Annotated in this window: 16 protein-coding genes and 1 pseudogene; 4 read left to right on the top strand and 13 right to left on the bottom strand. The window is 39.8% G+C overall.

The features are described 5' to 3' along the window. Positions 1–62 precede the first annotated feature (62 nt). The 4 genes and pseudogenes from M3Z76_RS03740 to M3Z76_RS03725 form a co-directional block, all read right to left on the bottom strand. Positions 63–2,186, bottom strand: a complete 2,124-nt coding sequence (locus tag M3Z76_RS03740; protein WP_293920911.1) for an InlB B-repeat-containing protein — start codon at positions 2,184–2,186, stop codon at positions 63–65. A gap of 98 nt (positions 2,187–2,284) precedes the next feature. After that, the gene (locus tag M3Z76_RS03735; RefSeq protein ID WP_293920912.1) at positions 2,285–3,403 is read right to left on the bottom strand and encodes a response regulator; all 1,119 of its coding nucleotides are present in this window, start codon (positions 3,401–3,403) and stop codon (positions 2,285–2,287) included. Position 3,404: 1 nt separating this feature from the next. Continuing rightward, positions 3,405–5,120 carry a sensor histidine kinase gene (locus M3Z76_RS03730; protein ID WP_293920914.1) on the bottom strand — a complete coding sequence of 572 codons (1,716 nt, stop codon included), beginning with the start codon at positions 5,118–5,120 and terminating at the stop codon, positions 3,405–3,407. A 96-nt stretch (positions 5,121–5,216) separates the two neighbouring features. Next, a pseudogene (locus tag M3Z76_RS03725) lies at positions 5,217–5,807 on the bottom strand (AAA family ATPase); the annotation flags it as partial. Positions 5,808–5,897: 90 nt separating this feature from the next. Between M3Z76_RS03725 and M3Z76_RS03720 the strand changes: the two are divergent. Both M3Z76_RS03720 and M3Z76_RS03715 read left to right on the top strand, forming a co-directional pair. Continuing rightward, positions 5,898–6,557, top strand: coding sequence for an HD domain-containing protein (locus M3Z76_RS03720; protein ID WP_293920916.1), 660 nt, complete (start codon positions 5,898–5,900; stop codon positions 6,555–6,557). Beyond that, the gene (locus M3Z76_RS03715) at positions 6,472–7,248 is read left to right on the top strand and encodes a TGS domain-containing protein (RefSeq protein ID WP_293920917.1); all 777 of its coding nucleotides are present in this window, start codon (positions 6,472–6,474) and stop codon (positions 7,246–7,248) included. Before M3Z76_RS03720 ends, M3Z76_RS03715 begins: the two co-directional genes overlap by 86 nt. Before the next feature lie 43 nt (positions 7,249–7,291). Here the strand turns inward: M3Z76_RS03715 and M3Z76_RS03710 are convergent, their stop codons facing one another. The 3 genes from M3Z76_RS03710 to gpr form a co-directional block, all read right to left on the bottom strand. Further along, positions 7,292–8,095, bottom strand: a complete 804-nt coding sequence (locus M3Z76_RS03710; RefSeq protein ID WP_293920918.1) for an alpha/beta hydrolase — start codon at positions 8,093–8,095, stop codon at positions 7,292–7,294. A gap of 83 nt (positions 8,096–8,178) precedes the next feature. Then, the gene (gene spoIIP / locus M3Z76_RS03705; protein WP_293920919.1) at positions 8,179–9,003 is read right to left on the bottom strand and encodes a stage II sporulation protein P; all 825 of its coding nucleotides are present in this window, start codon (positions 9,001–9,003) and stop codon (positions 8,179–8,181) included. A 53-nt stretch (positions 9,004–9,056) separates the two neighbouring features. Continuing rightward, complete coding sequence (gpr, locus tag M3Z76_RS03700; RefSeq protein WP_293920920.1) at positions 9,057–10,070, bottom strand: GPR endopeptidase; 1,014 nt, start codon at positions 10,068–10,070, stop codon at positions 9,057–9,059. A gap of 164 nt (positions 10,071–10,234) precedes the next feature. On the opposite strand from gpr, the gene rpsT reads away from it, so the two are divergent. Further along, positions 10,235–10,483, top strand: coding sequence for a 30S ribosomal protein S20 (gene rpsT / locus M3Z76_RS03695; RefSeq protein WP_293920921.1), 249 nt, complete (start codon positions 10,235–10,237; stop codon positions 10,481–10,483). 181 nt (positions 10,484–10,664) lie between these two features. On the opposite strand, the gene holA is transcribed toward rpsT, so the two are convergent. Beyond that, entirely contained in the window at positions 10,665–11,678 is a 1,014-nt protein-coding gene (holA, locus tag M3Z76_RS03690; protein WP_293920922.1) for a DNA polymerase III subunit delta, read from the bottom strand. A 232-nt stretch (positions 11,679–11,910) separates the two neighbouring features. On the opposite strand from holA, the gene M3Z76_RS03685 reads away from it, so the two are divergent. Further along, positions 11,911–12,081, top strand: a complete 171-nt coding sequence (locus M3Z76_RS03685; RefSeq protein WP_082799124.1) for a YqzM family protein — start codon at positions 11,911–11,913, stop codon at positions 12,079–12,081. A 40-nt stretch (positions 12,082–12,121) separates the two neighbouring features. Here M3Z76_RS03685 and M3Z76_RS03680 read toward each other — a convergent pair whose 3' ends face one another. The 5 genes from M3Z76_RS03680 to rsfS form a co-directional block, all read right to left on the bottom strand. After that, complete coding sequence (locus M3Z76_RS03680) at positions 12,122–14,413, bottom strand: DNA internalization-related competence protein ComEC/Rec2 (protein WP_293920923.1); 2,292 nt, start codon at positions 14,411–14,413, stop codon at positions 12,122–12,124. Next, the gene (locus tag M3Z76_RS03675) at positions 14,391–14,966 is read right to left on the bottom strand and encodes a ComE operon protein 2 (RefSeq protein WP_293920924.1); all 576 of its coding nucleotides are present in this window, start codon (positions 14,964–14,966) and stop codon (positions 14,391–14,393) included. Before M3Z76_RS03675 ends, M3Z76_RS03680 begins: the two co-directional genes overlap by 23 nt. A 60-nt stretch (positions 14,967–15,026) precedes the next feature. Continuing rightward, positions 15,027–15,629, bottom strand: a complete 603-nt coding sequence (locus M3Z76_RS03670) for a helix-hairpin-helix domain-containing protein (protein ID WP_293920925.1) — start codon at positions 15,627–15,629, stop codon at positions 15,027–15,029. Positions 15,630–15,725: 96 nt separating this feature from the next. Beyond that, positions 15,726–16,463, bottom strand: coding sequence for a class I SAM-dependent DNA methyltransferase (locus M3Z76_RS03665; RefSeq protein ID WP_293920926.1), 738 nt, complete (start codon positions 16,461–16,463; stop codon positions 15,726–15,728). Continuing rightward, positions 16,463–16,807, bottom strand: a complete 345-nt coding sequence (gene rsfS, locus M3Z76_RS03660; protein ID WP_293920927.1) for a ribosome silencing factor — start codon at positions 16,805–16,807, stop codon at positions 16,463–16,465. Before rsfS ends, M3Z76_RS03665 begins: the two co-directional genes overlap by 1 nt. Between the last annotated feature and the right edge of the window lie 9 nt (positions 16,808–16,816).

The raw sequence follows: 16,816 nt of genomic DNA, 5'->3' as shown, positions 1-16,816 counted from the left end.
ACAAATACTGCACTTTTGAAATGCAAAAACGGTCGAGCTTGTTTTCTCGACCGTTTGATATACTATTGTTGCAGCGCTCGATACATAAATGCGACAAATTGCGCACGTGTCACAGGTTCATTTGGCTTGAAATATCCGCCATCCCCCAAGGCAATTTGCTGATCTGCTAGTATTGAGATATAGGCATATGCCCAATGTGTAGCAGGCACATCTTGGAATGTACTTGTTTGCTCTGAGGTTAAATCAAATGCTTCCACAAGCACTTTCGCCATATGTGCTCTTGTCATCGGTGCTTCGGGATTAAATTTGCCTTCTGTTCCATCAAATACCCCTGCTTGATACACTTGAGCAATCGCATCATAATAGCGATGCTTCGTCGTAATATCTGTAAACTCTTGCATCTCACGCACTGCTAGTAAATCAAATGCTCGAGTAAATATTACTGCTACATGCTGACGCTGAATGGAATCGTTTGGCTTGAATGTGCTATCAGGATAGCCTTTAACCCAGCAGCGTCCTGCGATATCTTCAATCATTTTTTGTGCCCAATGTGAGGCGATATCGTTAAATTGAATTGGACATGCTGGTGGCTGTTCCAGAGTAGGCTCTGTGATTTCATTTGAGTTATCTGGTATATCCACTACATTTTCTACCCATTTTGCATACAATGTCATATTTTCTGTCACGATATCCTGCGTAAAATCCCATTTATTTATGAACATAGCATCCTTATACCATCCTGCAAATGTGTAGCCTTCTTTTAATGGCTTTGTCGGCTCCACTACCTTTTGCTGTTCCTCAAGCGTTTGATTAGCTACTGTTGTCCCACCATTGACATTAAATATTACTGTGTAAGTGGATCGCTCTTTTTCAATAGGTGCTGGTACTGGAGGTGGCGAAGTATTTTTCGTCCATTTAGCATAAAGTATTGTGTCTGCCGTCACTTTATCATTTACAAAATCCCATAGCTCTGTAAATAGCACATCTTTATACCAGCCTGCAAATACATGATCTACTTTTGTTGGTGGAGGTGGCAATGTAATGTTCCCATTAGGTATAATATGCTGCATTGCAACAGCCGAACCTCCATTTGTATCAAAGGACACTTGATAATAGCTTTGCCATTTTGCATACAATGTTAGCGGCTTCGTCACGACATCTGTCGCAAAATCCCATCTATCATTAAACGTTGTATTTTCATACCAACCATCGAATATCGCATCAAGCTTGCTCGGCGCTCCGGGTTCTATTATTTTCCCTTTTGACAGTACATAGAGAGGATTTATTGCTGTCCCGCCCATTGTATCAAAGGACACTTTATATTCATATTTAGCATAAATCACGAATGGTAATGTTGGAACAGAGGAATCCCACTCTATCAAAAAGTCTTCTGCTGTAAACATTCCTCCATAAATTTGTTGCACTCCATATTTCCCTTGACTAAGAAAAGGCTCTTGCCCAATAGTTGGGCTACTATTAAATGTCACTGTACGCATATTATTTTCTTGAAATGCCCAGTTTCCTAAATTATTTAAGGAGTTTGGAAATGTTATATCTGTTAAATAATTATTGCTAAACGCAGCTTGTCCTAGCGTTTTAAGCGTATTGGGGAAGCTGACATGTGTTAATCGATTTTTAGAGAATGCACCTTGACTAATTTCTTCTACACCTACTGGAATTATGACATCAGTTAACAGATTATCAGCAAAGGCAAACGATGATAGTCTCGTTATATTTGGTGAGATATCGACTGTTGTTAATTGATTCTCAGCAAACGCATAATCCCCTAGTGTTGTTACACTATGTGGAAGAATAATTTCTGTTAACGCATTGTTAGCAAAGGCCGATTGACGAATCTCTTTTACTGTGCTGGACAAATTGACATTGGTAATTTGATTATTTTGGAATGCTTCTTTTCCTATAACTTGTACTGTATGTGGCACTGTCACCTTTGTTAACCCTTTATTGCGAAAAGCCTCATTTGCAATTTGTGTAACAGGCTCTCCCCCTGAGCCTAGTGTATTGGGTATCACAATCTCCCCTGCTGGCCCCGTGTAATTTGTAATCTCAATTTCTGCACCATTCACATTGTAATGAAAGCCATTTTCCTCCGCAGCTTTAACTGATGAACTCCTCCCATATAAAATCAATACGAATATAGCGAGCAAAAGCCCTATTTTTTTCATGCAAACCTCTCCTTCTTGTCATTTATAAAAAGCTACCATAGATAAATGAAAGAAAAATGAAAAGGCATAGGGTAGTAGGCAAATATCAACCTACTGCCCTATGCTTTTTGATATCGTTCATATAACTGCTGCATCGTCATTGATGGTGGTAAATGTAACTCTCGCTGCATTCTTTGCACATATTGCTGATAGTGCTGCTGGAAGGCGTACATATCCCTCATTGCTCCATATAGGTTGAGCAAAAGCTGATTTGCCTCTTCATCAAAGCCATCATATACTACTATTTTCCTGACGATTTCCACAGCCGTTACATAGCGTTCTCTCTGTAATAGCCAACTAGCAAGACGTTTGGCAAAGGAAGTATATAACAAGCTCATGCTCTCCTGCTCAAAAGCTGCCCATAAGAAATATGGTTCCTCAAATAGTACACCATTTACTTGCTTTTCTAGCTCTAGCGCCACATGTTCATTATCTTTGTTTATTTGTGTGAGCATTGCGACTCCTTGCTCGAATTGTAAAAAATCCACATCCATATTCGTCAAATCTAAGCGATATTTCTCCTGACCAGAAATGACATGACTCTTAAAGCCATGATCCTTTAATACCGCACGTAGCTGATAAACGGCTGTATGTAAATACGTTTCCGCATTTTTTACAGGCATCTCTGGAAAGACATCCTCAATCAGCCTCATTTTTGCTACGCTTTTCCCACGCTTCATTAACAAATAAGCAAACAATTCTTTATTTTTCTTGGAGCGCCATTTCACTTCACCATATTGTGTACTACTTACTTCGAGACATCCAAATGTTTGCACTTTAAGGCGATTTTGCACAGCATTTTCAGTAGTAGACGCTGTTCGTCGCTTACTCATAGCTCTTGCAATTGTTTGATTCAAACGGCTTTTCGACACTGGCTTTAACATATAATCAAGTGGATAAACATCGTAAGCCTGCATCGCGTAATTCGCATGGGCCGTTGTAAACACAATATCAAGATTTGCATTGTTTGCACGTAAATTGCGCGCTAATTCGATGCCATTGTCCTCAGCGATTTCAATATCTAAAAACGCGATATCTGCCTCATGCTGCTGAAGAAAAGCCAATGCCTCATTTATTTGTTGAAAGCTGCCAACAAGCTCAATCCCATCTATACTTGCTAACATACGTTTCATCGTTAGCAGCATAATTGGCTCGTCATCTACAATCAACACCTTCATTTTACTTCTCACCTCTCAGTGTAAAATAGAAAACGCTCCCTTGCCCTACAGCACTTTCCGCCCATATACTTTCACCACTTAATTGCATAAACTGCTTGCTGACTAATAAGCCAAGACCTGCCCCTTTTTCACCAGCCGTGCCAGTCGTTGAGCACATTTGATTTTCATGAAATAGCTGTTCAATTTGCTGTTCCTCCATACCAAGACCATTATCTCGTACAGATACAATGACCATTTCCCCTGATGGCTGCGCCTTAATCTGAATCATTCCACCAGCTTGCGTAAACTTAATGGCATTGGATAATAAATTGCGCAGGACGAGCGATACTATTTCTCTATCTGCATAAACGTATGTATCTTGTGCCATATCATTGACAACATGTAAACTTTTCATCTCACATTGCAGAGCGACTAATTGACAGCATTCCTCCACAACATCTACTAGCAGGAGCACTTGAGGTCGCAAAACGACATCATTTCGCTGACTGCGGAACCATTCTAGTAAATTATTAGACATAGTAAGTGTGTGTCGTATTTGCTCACCAAGCTTTGTAATTATTTCCTGATGGTCTCTGTCAAAATGCGCACGATCTTCCTCTAGCAGCTCGATTAATTGATATTGCATCGCTAACGGGCTACGTATATCGTGGGACACGACCGCAACAAGCTGATCTTTTAACTTGTTCAAATGCGCTATTTCCTCTAATTGCCGCTGTTGCTCTGTTATATCTACCAAAAGCGATACACTGCCCTGTCCTATTTGCAATGGATAGACATGGACACGATACATTTTTTTGATCTTTTGTATCCACACCTCTATATCGACAACACCTTGCTGCATCGTCTGTGTTAAATGATGCCATGCTGCCCACTGTGTAAGTAGTTCTGAAGCCTTTTGATTATAAATATCGCTATAGCCTAATAACTTAAAAAATTGAATCCCCTGCGCATTGCTTTCCATCACTTCACCAGCAGCATTCATAATGACGATACTCTCTGGGAAACGATCAAAGACAGTATGCTTAGCAATTGGCACAATCGCAAGAAATTTTGTTTTTAAAATAATAAACAAAATAGCTAATCCTGTCACACTGCAAAAAGTAGACAATGTACCTAGCTGGGTTGACCACTTTGGATTGGCAAAGCGAATCATTTCTAACACAAATGGCAAGGCGGTCAATACTAAGACAAATAGACCTGGTCGGCGAAAATCATTGCGAATCGCCCACACATAGCGAAATAGATGGTAGAAGCAAATGGCTAAAATCGCATAGCACAAAATATTAAAGCTACTTGCATAGAGTGTTCTAACTGTTAACAATTGACCATCTACTAATGTGCTTGTGTGATAGACAATATGTAAATAAGGGTCAAGCCATATAAGTAAGCTCCAGCTAATAAAGGGTGAAAAAATCGCTATTTTCCATCCAACTTTAAGCGTTTTTTGATGATTAATTAATAAATAGACAAAGAGTATAAAGCAAGGAATCATTAATATTAGCGACGTTTGCTGAATAGCACGGAAAAAAATTTTTTCAGCTAATAAATAGCTACTTTTCTCTAAGATTAGACTACTCGCATACGTCATTCGACAAATGACAAGCGCCATCATATAAATGACTCCATATACTTTTCTAAAGCGATAAAGGGTGAAAAAAATAGTACCCATCATGATTAGAGATATTATCATTAGCATCAGCTCTACACTAAAAACCACGACAGGACCTTCTTTCTTTTTATTGTACTCAAATAGTATCATAGACAAAACATGGAGATAAAGCCAAATTTAGCAGCTAATATACCTTCTAGCATATTAACGAATATGCTGAAGCAATATTTTAATTCGATCAAATTTCCTTTGTAGGGAATTGCTAGCATCTGGGAGCAACTTGACTCCCGCTAATTTTGCTACTTCCTCTACGACTTCATCAACCGTTAAAGCATCTGTCACTATTTTTCTCTCTGTTACCTCATGCTCAAAACCATATAAACAGGCTGCAATTTGCTGGCGTGGCCAACTATTCGGTCGCTCAAAACGTTTATTTAATCTTTTTGTTAAAGTAGCCTCACTTGCATACAAAATAAAATGTTCAATCGCAACCCCTTCATTTTGTAGCTGAGTAATAATTTCATCATAATATTGCTTTTTAACAAGCGTCATCGGCACGATAATATGTCCGTCATGCTCTTGTGCTAGTAGTCTTAACATCTCTACATTCATTACACGCCATTGCTTGAAATCTTGAAAATTGTTTTTCAGCATTGCTTTCGGTAGATGCTTATTCAAAAAATAGCCTATATTTTCAGGGTCATACACAAAAGAGTTGGGCAGCCGCTTGTTTAGCTCATAAGCTGTTGTTGTTTTACCTGAGCCAAAAGCGCCATTCAACCAAATAATCATAGGTTTGCTCCTTTCATCATCATCTAGCTACTTGACTTTCATAGCTCAATCATGATACATATAATTTTAAAAATTACAGGAGAGGGTGGGCATATGCAAGAAATTCTATTTACAAAGGCTTTCTATCTTCAGCAAGCCGAACTCGAACAGTTGCGCATGGCAATGAGGTTTGCAGAGCAGGCGCATGCAGGGCAATACCGAATAAGCGGAGAGCCTTATATTATTCATCCATTTGCTGTTACAGAGATTTTACTAGACTATCAAGCAGATATCACCACATTAATCGCCGCACTACTACATGATGTTGTAGAGGACACACATTATACAACAGAAGATATCACACAGCAATTTGGCACAAAAATTGCCATGATTGTTGAAGGGCTCACAAAAGTAGATAAGAAAGACGTTACAGGGCAAGATGAATATAAAGCAATCAATTTAAAAAAGTTATTGTTGGCTGCCCAAATGGATATTCGAGTAGCCATTATTAAAGTTGTGGACCGTCTTCACAATATGCGTACATTGCAGGTAAAAACTGCTCAAAAGCAAGTGCCTTATGCAAGCGAAACATTAAAAATTTTCTCTCCTCTATGTAAAAAATTGAAATTATCCTATATACGACGGGAATTAGAAGAGCTAAGCTTCTTCTATCTCAAGCCTTCAAAATATGATAAAACAATACGAGCAGCTTTTAGAGCGCCTGTCTCAAACGTTGCAAATCTCGCTAGCATCAACTATCCCTTTTACGATTAGCTATGAAATGAAGCCGATGTATAGCGCCTATTCTAAAATAAAAGATAACGAGGAATTTGCAGCAATAGCAAAAATGATTATTACTACTTCTAATGCTCTAGATTGCTATCAACTAGTTGGCGACATTCACCAAATGTATCAGCCTATTTCCCATCGCTTTGAAGACCATATGACAAACCGCACATTCAATCATTACTTAAAAACAACGATTATGTTAGACCATTTGCAACTAGATATTATCATTGAAACGACAGAGAATCGACTGCGAAGAGAGCAAGGTGTTTTCTATTTTCTAACAGATGCTACAAGAGAGCATCAAGCACACCAGCTAATGGATACATTTATACTAACGAATCATCAGCTTACACAAAATGCAATTGAATTTTATGATTTCATCACATTTGAATTACTGCAAGAAACAATTACAGCATTTACACCAACATTAGACACTGTCTATTTGCCACAAGATGCAACTATTATCGACTTTGCATTTACGCTAAATCCTGCACTAGCTAAACGAATGTTTGGTGCTAAAATTAATGGTGTGGAAAAACCACTGACAACTAAGGTCGCCCATTTAGATATAGTAGAGCTTTTAGTTGCCAATCAAGAAAATCAAAATCTGAACGAATGGCTTAATTTTGCTAATAGCTCCAAGGCACAATTTGCAATTAATCAGGAGCTTGCATAAGCAAAAAAAGATGGTTAGCCAAGTAGCCAACCATCTTTTTCTTTTATACTCTTTTCTCAATCCAAGAAATGGCCTCTTCAATCACTTCATCGCGCACTGGTTCATTGAAAATTTCATGCATTAATTGTCCATAAATTTTTAATGATTTATCCGTAGCAGCAATCTCGCTATATAATGCAATTGAATCCTCTTCGCTTACAAGTCCGTCATTTGCTCCATGCATAATAAAGACCGGATCTACGAATTGCTGTGGATTCGCCTTTAACCAATCTACCCCTGCAATTAAATTATTTAATAAATCCACCGAGATTTGCTTTTCTACAAGCGGATCATTAACATATGCTGCTACAACAGCTGGGTCACTACAAACACCATCTCCCAGCTCGTTCGGTAAATACGTGCCTGATGGCAGATTAATAGGTGTTTCGCCAAAAAGTTGCTTTTTATAGCGAGTCAGTGCACCTGATAGTACAAACCCTTTCACTTTGTTCGGATATTTTGTGGCAAAGGCCGTTGTGGCAAAGCCACCCATGCTATGTCCAATAACGAAAACAGGCACATCTGGATTTTCTTGTAGCGCTACATCAACAACTGCGTTGACATCATCTACAATTTCATTGAAGTCCGTGTAAAATACGCGATTCCCTTCTGAGCGAGCATGTCCACGATGGTCAAAACGGTATACGCTAAAACTACGAGCTACTAGCTTTTCTGTTAAATAGTCGTAGCGGCTCGCATGCTCACACAACCCATGTACGATAACAACTGCCCCTTTTGCATTGTCCACTACATCTTTTTTGAAATACAGCTTTGTCCCATCAAATGAAGTTAACATCGTTTCTGTCATCCCAATTCCCCCGATATGATACAAGATGGATTTATCATACTATTATCTGAATTCTCTGTCTACAATGTAAAAGCGGCGCTCTTTTAGGCACCGCTTTGCTCACTTGCATTAATTTTCGCAATGGCTTGCGCTAATACCGCCACTGTGCGCAAAATTTCTTCCTCTGTATTATCAATGCCACCAAGCTCTACTAGCAGCATTTTATGAAATAAATCTTGATTATAGACACCATCTACCCCTGCGCCTGACTTTTTCATCACACCTCGAGAAATACCTGGCACAATACTGTCCATCGCTGCATGAATTGCCTCTGCATATTTTAAATTACCTGCATAGCCGGGATGATCTAAGCCAACAACAAATGCCACTTTCGCAAAGCTCATTTCTGGCGTTTCCAATGTTGTCACCTTACGTCCCACCGCATCACGATGAAAATCGATGACTAAATCGTATAGATTACCTGCCAGTTCCTCTTGAATGTACGGACGTACAACTTGATATGCTTGATGAAAGCCTGCACCTTGCTGATTCATCACATTCATCACATCTACATCTAATACTGAGCCTTGCAAATTATTTAATTGAAAATGATTCAGCATCGCTTGCTGCATTGAGAAAATATTTGTTTGCTCATCATATACAGCCTTCATACCGGTTTTGCTCTCTACAGCTGGCTGATAAGCTTCATGGGAATGTGTGTAAACAAAAAGGATATCCATAGATTTAGGCGTGGCATTTATAGGACGCGGATTCAAATTCGTTGCGGCAGCGTAAACGACCTTTTTTTCAGGTGCTGGCTTCGACTCATTTACGGCTGCTTGGTTATTCGGAAAAGGAAGCTGTCCTATCATAATTGGTAGCAAAAATAAAATAACAAGCAGTATACAAAAGCGTTGCATTACTTTCATCGCTTGCATCCCCTCCTTCCACTACTCTATGGAGGGAGGAGATTATTTAGAACTTATGAATTTGTTAAATCGAATAGGCTGTTTGAAATTAAATGGGCATACTGCATAAGCCAAATGTCCACTTCCTTTGGGGTCACGATAAAGCGCTCCTGCGCATGAAATACTTCTTCAAATAGCTGCCTTTTATCGTCAATTGACCATGTCGACCACTCGCCAAAAATCGGCTTCACTAAGTTTAAGTCGGCATCGGTTGTATCGCCACGCCAGCCTGTCACCGACAGCTTACCTGATGGCTTGCCACGCTCACCAATGCGCGTAGCAATTGTGCGAAAGACAGTGTCGACAGCATCCGCTAGCAAAACGGTCGCTTCCACAACGGTCGGAATACCAATTGCTAACACTGGTACGCCTAGCACCTCCTGCGAAATTTCCGCACGCTGATTGCCGACGCCTGAGCCTGGATGAATACCTGTGTCCGTTAACTGAATCGTGCGACATAGTCGTTTGCTGCTTCTTGTTGCTAATGCATCAATCACAATGACGGCTGCTGGCTTAATCTTTTCTGCCAATGCTTTGACAAATTCGCTTGTTTCAAAGCCTGTTTGCCCTGTTACACCTGGTGCATACATAACGAATTGTTCATTTGGACTTTCCGAAAAGGCGCTTTGCAATTCATCAATGGCAATCGGACCAATCGCATCTGGCGTAATTGTTTTATTTCCGAGCCCAACAATCAATATTTTATTTGGTGCCTTATATTGAATGTCTTCCAATAGCATGGCGATATATTTTTGCAAAACTTGCTGCAATTGTGTAAAGCCATCCGTATCGCTCGGATAAAGTGTTGGAATGGATAATGTAATATAAGTACCTTTCTTTTTACCAATTTGCTTTTCTCCCTCTTGTGATACTATAACCTTCGTTATTTCAACACGGTTCTCCTTCAGCTCCTCCATTACGACACCGCTTTGACGCGCTGTCTTTTCCTTTTGCTGCTGGGTTTCATACGTTAAAACTTCCTCAGCTTCATCTACCAAATCGGTTCTATTCCAATTAACTTGTTCCATATTTTCACCTCATTTTTATTGTGCTCAAACTGTCAAGTAAATATTCTTTGCATTTATGTATTGCAATTAGGCTCACGGTTTGGTAGAATGATTTTTGTTGTATTGACACATGAAATAAGTGAGAAGATACTCATCTCGTACCTAATATTTAGGAGGTGAAAGTTATGCCAAATATTAAATCTGCTATCAAACGCGTTAAAGTTAACGCAAAAGCGAACGAAGCAAACTCTCAAGCGAAATCTGCTATGCGTACTGCAGTTAAAAAAGCTGAGCAAGCTTTAGCTACTGGTGCTGAAAATGCACAAGAATTAGTAGTTGCTGCTTCTAAAGCAGTTGATACGGCTGCTGGTAAAGGCCTTATCCACAAAAACGCAGCATCTCGTACAAAATCACGTTTAGCTAAAAAAGCGTAATTGATGAAACATTGGTCAGCACTTGTTGCTGACCTTTTTTCGTTTTGTTTGCGTGCCAGGCACACAAACAATTCTGACAATAAAGAAAACTCTACCTAATTAAGCGATTTCCACATTAGTATGATCACTTTTTCGATTGTTATGAGTATTTCGCTTTATTCCTATAGAAAAAACCCCTTCTTTACAGAAGAGGTTTCATTAAAAATAGCTCTAGCACACGAGCGCGATTACTGCTCGTTGTTTTCAGTTGTAGGTCAACCGTTGCAAGTGCGTTCAATGCTTGCAATAAACGTTCTGCTGATGGACGATTGCGTTGTTCAAGTATCATTTTAATGCGATATGGATGAACTTTTAGTTGCTTCGCAATTTGCTGTGGGTGATAGCCTTTTGTTAGTAGATAAAAAGCTTGGCTCATCGTGCGAATATTGGATGCCAATAAACCAACAAGCATAATTGGCTCTTCTTTTTGGCGCAATAAATCATGATAAATTGTTAATGCCTCTGCCTGTCGATTGCCTAAATAAGCATTTAGCATTTGAAAGGCATCATGCTCCAGCGTTTTAGCAACAAGCTCCTCAACAATGTCTACTGTTACTTCATGCTCCTCACCTAAATACAAAACCATTTTTTCTAGCTCTGCTTTTAGCTGTAGCATGTTAGTCCCAACCATTTCGACAAGCTTCACAGACGCCTCATTTGTCATGACCTTTCCCATCGACTCTACTTCAAGCTTCATCCATACATATAAATCCTGCTCTTTTGGCGATTCTGCTAAAATTAAAACAGCCTTGTCCTTCAACAGCTTGACGATTTTTTTGCGCTCATCTAATTTTTCATATGGGGCTATAAAAACCGTAACAGCTGTATCAGTTGGATAAGATAGCCACGTTTCTAAACGCTTTAAATCATGGTCAATTTTTTCCTTACCTTTTTCTGTTGCCTTTAAAAATGAAGCATTTTTCGCAATGATAAGCTTTCTGTCTGTAAAAAATGGTATGGTATCTGCTTCATCTATTACAACATCTACAGGTCGTTCAGTTAAATCAAAAGGCATTACTTCAACTTCCTCTTGTCCACTCAATGCATCCTTCAAACGGCTTATTGTTTCATCTATAAAATACGTTTCTTCGCCAACAATTAAATAAACAGGGGCTATACTCCCCTTCTTTATATCCTGCCAAATTTTTGTAATCATTTCAAAACCTCGCTTGTGCTTCTTCCTCTTTAGTATAACATTGATCTTCATTGAATGGTTGATAATCATTATGCATCAGGGTGTTAGCACACCTTGCCATTTGAATTGAGTCAAATTTTCTGAATTGTTTGTGTGCCTGGCACCCATTTGTGACATGTCCATGAAAATTGTATTGCGTGTAGATTTTTGCAAAGGCTTGACTTATAATTGTAATGGAGTAGGAGGGATATATATGGCAGGACATAATGATCCAAATTACGTAACTGAAAACCCATTCGAAGGTCGCGGTCGCGCTTCTCAACGCAATGATGCAATCGATGCTGGTATTGGCTTTGTCGTTCCTTTTGGGGTATTCACAATAATGTTCATCATCGCAATGATTGTAGAAGTAGCTACTCGCTAATTGAAAGAGGACTTTGTCGTATGACGACAAAGTCTTTTTCTCATTTTAAGCGCCTGAATTCCAGCTGTGTGCCATTCCATTGTAATGTCACAGTGCCTATTTCAGCTGTTACTAAATAAGCGATATGCCGCCTTTGTAAGCGCGCAATTACTTCTGGATGTGGGTGATTGTAGCGATTATTTTTACCCGCCATAATAACGGCTAATTGAGGATTTGTTGCTTCGATAAATTCATCGCTACTTGATGTTTTACTACCATGATGACCAATTTTTAATACCGTGACATTGTCAATATCCTTATAAGCTATTTCCGCTAATGCCAGCTCGCCCTCACGCTCTAAATCGCCCGTAAATAACATTTTCAAAGTATCTAGCTCCATTAGCAAAACAAGTGAATCATTATTTCCTTCATATTCAACATCAGTCGGCCATAAATAACGAAACTTCGCCTTTCCTGCCTGCCAAGCATTCCCTGCTATCTGCTCTCGGATTACAAGCCTTTTGTTCATTGCTTCCTGTAAAAAATCAGCCATTACAGCTTTCCCCAAGGAGTGTGGTGAAACATGCACCTCTCCTACACTTATCTCACGTAATACTTCCTCAGCACCTTCCACATGATCGGCATCTGCATGTGTTAAAATCAGCTTGTCAATTTTGCTAATTCCTCGTCCCTTTAAAAACGGCACAACGATTTGACGACCAACCTCATACTCCTGATGGCGCTGCTGCCAGCTCTCCTGCTCAAAGCGTAGCACGCCACCGGTGTCAATGACATACACCGCCTTGCGATAAGGTAGCTCAATCACAATACAATCCCCCTGCCCAACGTCAACAAAGGAAACAATTAATTGCTTATTCGTATAAGGAAGGAGTTGCACAATTAATGCTGGTACAATAAGCACGAATATTGCAAGTCGCCATCTTTGTAGCTGGAAATAATACAGTGTTGCACAAGCACTACTAAATAACAGCATAACCATCACTCTTGATGGCCTCCCTGCCACCCACATTTGATATGGTATGCTTTGAATAAAAAAAATTCCTTCTGTTAAAAGGCTACGACACGGCTCATACACAAAAAATAATAATGCCGCAAGCGGCTGCCAGACATAGGTCATGATCAGTAAAACAATATTCAAAGGTAAAATGATGAAGGAAAATAGCGGCACAAACAACACATTAACTATAAAAGAGGAAAGGCTAATTTCATAAAAATGCAGTAACAACAACGGATAAACAAGGATTTGACAGACGCAGGTCATCATAAATGTTTGCATCAGCATACCTTGCATTGATGCTAATAATTTACTTGATAAGACAAGGCTAAATGTTGCTAAAAAAGATAATTGAAAGCCAATTTGATAAAAAATAGCTGGCTGCCAAATAACAAAAACAATAAAACAAATGGACAAGGCATCTAAAGCGCTTAGCCGCCATTTCCAAAAGCGTGCGAGCATCACAACCTCCACAACTAGCACCGCGCGCCAAACAGATGGCGCTCCACCCGCTAATATTGCATAAGTAGGTAACACGATTAACAACAATAATGTCGCTAGCTCCCGACGTATTCGTAAGCGCAGAAGCACTTCAAAAAACAGCAACGATATGAGTGCGATATGCAAGCCTGAAATAGCAAATAAATGTGTAATGCCAAGCTTTTGATAGGCTCGTATCAAATCGGCATCCACCTGCTCCTGTGAGCCAATTAATAGCGCCTGTGCTTCTGTCACAAGCGCTGCTGGAAAAGTATTTTCAATATGTCGTAACATGCGATAACGTTGCTGTGCTAAAAAGCTGGCAACGGAATGCTCTGTAGCCATAAGGCGCCAAGAAGATATTTCCAGCACGCCAAGTGCATGTTTGCTCTTCAAATATTGAACCATTGAGAAGCTATACGCATGTGCAGGCGTTTCTGGTAAGATAATCTCCCCTTCAACAAAAAAACGTTGCCCTGCTAATGATTGCCCGCTAAACATATATTTTTCCTGTTCGCTCTTCAATGTATAATGAACATATATTTTACGCCCTTTGTCGTCCTTCATAAAGCCGCGCAACGATGCACCGTCTATTTTATAGTCGCTTGTCCATAACAGCTCTATGGGCGTTGTAAAAGGCTTAGATAGCTTATCGATTTTCCATAGCGTATAGCTATACATTACGCCACAGACAATCGCCAATGCTACTAAATGTAAAAACGAGAGCCGTTTATAATGACAAAAAACGAGCAGTACTACAAACCATAAAAAAAGCCATGCGGATTCAAATGCTGCACTTGCTGCAACGAGAACCGCCATGGCATAGTATAACCATTTATTTTTCAATGTATTGACCAAAAAGTTCGTTCACCTTCTCTTCTAAAGGGTCTAATTCCTCTCGAGAAGCACCATGGCTGCGCAATTTTTCAAGCATCGTCGAAAGCAGCTGCAACTTTTCATCTTGCAAAAAATCAATTTTTGCTTCATCAAATGGAATATGTGCAACATTGACCTTTGCTTTCGCTAATAGCTCTAATGCATAAGGATTATTTTTATAATCCTTTGCATAATAGACATTTTGAATGCCTGCTTGAATAATCGTTTTCGTACAAGGAAGGCATGGGAAATGGGTAACATATAAATCTGCTCCATTCGCAGGCGTACCATATTTAGCACATTGCAATAACGCATTTGTTTCTGCATGCACCGTTCGCACACAATGATTATCGACAACGTAGCAACCCTTTTCAATGCAATGCTCATCACCTGAAATTGAGCCGTTATAGCCGCCTGCAATAATGCGCTTCTCCCGAACGATTGTGGCGCCAACCGCTAGTCTTGTACATGTGCTTCTTAATGCTAATAAATGGCTTTGTGCCATAAAAAATTGATCCCATGTAATACGCTCCATATGACAACCTCCAAAATTTCTTAACTTTAGTTTAGTGCTTTCATGGAATGGGAGCAATCGTTATTTTACTTCAATTAACTCTTTAATACGTTCAAAGGATTTTTCACCAATACCAGACACCTTTTTTATATCATCAATTGTTTGAAATTTTCCCGCTTCGTTGCGATAGCTTATAATCGCTTGCGCCTTCGCAGGTCCAATGCCAGGAATCGTCATCAGCTGTGTTTCATCCGCTGTATTAATATTGACCTTGCCAGAAGCATTCAATTGAGGAACAGCTATATTGACGCTGTCAGCTAGTTCTTCTCCTTGGAAAGGCACATAAATAACCATTTCATCTTGTAGACGTTGTGCATGGTTAATCATTTTTGTATCTGCCTGCTCTGTATAGCCACCCGCCATTTGAATGGCATCGATAATGCGATGCTCTTCCGTTAGCTCATAAACACCTGGAAATTTCACTTGCCCCTTTACATCAACCATTACAGCAGAAACAGGATCTGTTGTTTCTTCGTTTTCATTGTAGCTAGGTTGCTCGGTTACAGGGATAATATCTACTTCAGTTGAATTGCTTTGTTGAAGGAAAAAATAGAGGAGTCCAGCAAGGAGTGCAATGGGGAACAGCACTCCTTTTCCGTATTTCTGAAAGTATCGTTGCATCATATCTCTCCATAAAAGGTGTCATATGAAGCTGTCTTTACTATACAAAATTTTCTGATGAATGAAAAGAGGCTGTCTGGATTTTTTCCAGACAACCTCCTATTTTACCGCACGAATAAAAATTCGTTCACTATCCTCTTGTGGTGCCTCTGTCGACCAGTCTGCTGTCATATGCACTTCGCTAAAGCCTATTGAGCGTAACCATATCTCGTACTGATCTGGCACAAAGGTGCGCTGATAATGCTCCTCGTCAAAGCGCTCATACAAGCCGTTTGTCATTTGGGCGAAAAATGTCATGTAATGGTAAACAGAATGGGCTTCCTTCCCTTGCTCTGTATGCCATACGTAGGTAATTTCTTCGTCATCGTATGTGAATGGACTATCCAAAAAGATTTCATCCATTTTATAAAGTGAGTGAACATCGAAAAATAATTGCCCGCCTTGGCGTAGGCTGTTATAAATGCGCTGTAGCGTTTCTACAACGGCCTGCTCCTCACGCACATAATTAATCGAATCGATTGGAATAATCGCTACATCAAGCTCGTAAAAGCCTTCTAGCTGCTCCATTGGCATCGCAATAAGTGGGATGGATTTATTGGCTGCTGCAAAACGAGCGCTAGCAATCATTAGCATTTCCTCTGATAAATCCACACCGCTCACCTGATAGCCTGCATTGTCCAATAAAGCAGTTAAAATACCTGTACCACAGCCAATATCTAGTAATGTTGGGTACTCACTTGGTGGTGCATAAGCCTTCACCCATTCCACATATTCATCATACGGAATGTCTGTCATTAATGTATCATACACTTCCGCAAAGCGTTCGTAGCTTGCCATTACAGCTCAGGTGCGTCCAATTGAGGCGCATCTCCCCATAAGCGTTCTAAATTGTAGTAAGCTCGCTCATCCTTATGGAATACATGTGCTACAACATCGCCCATATCAACTAAAATCCAGCGCGCTGTATCAAAGCCTTCCACACGCTTTACTTCATAGCCATTTTCATGTGCCTTCTCTTGCAGCTCACGTGCAATCGCCTGCACTTGGCGATCGGAATTACCGTGACAGATAATAAAATAATCCGCTAGCAAGGAAATATTGCCCATGTTTAAGACAACAATATCCTCTGCATGCTTATCGTCTGCCGCTTTATATGCTAATTGTAATAATGTTTCATTCATTAATTTTTA

Origin of the sequence: Metasolibacillus sp. (genome assembly GCF_025291715.1) — a bacterium.
GTDB lineage: Bacteria > Bacillota > Bacilli > Bacillales_A > Planococcaceae > Metasolibacillus > Metasolibacillus louembei.
This window is presented reverse-complemented; position numbering and strand designations above follow the sequence as displayed.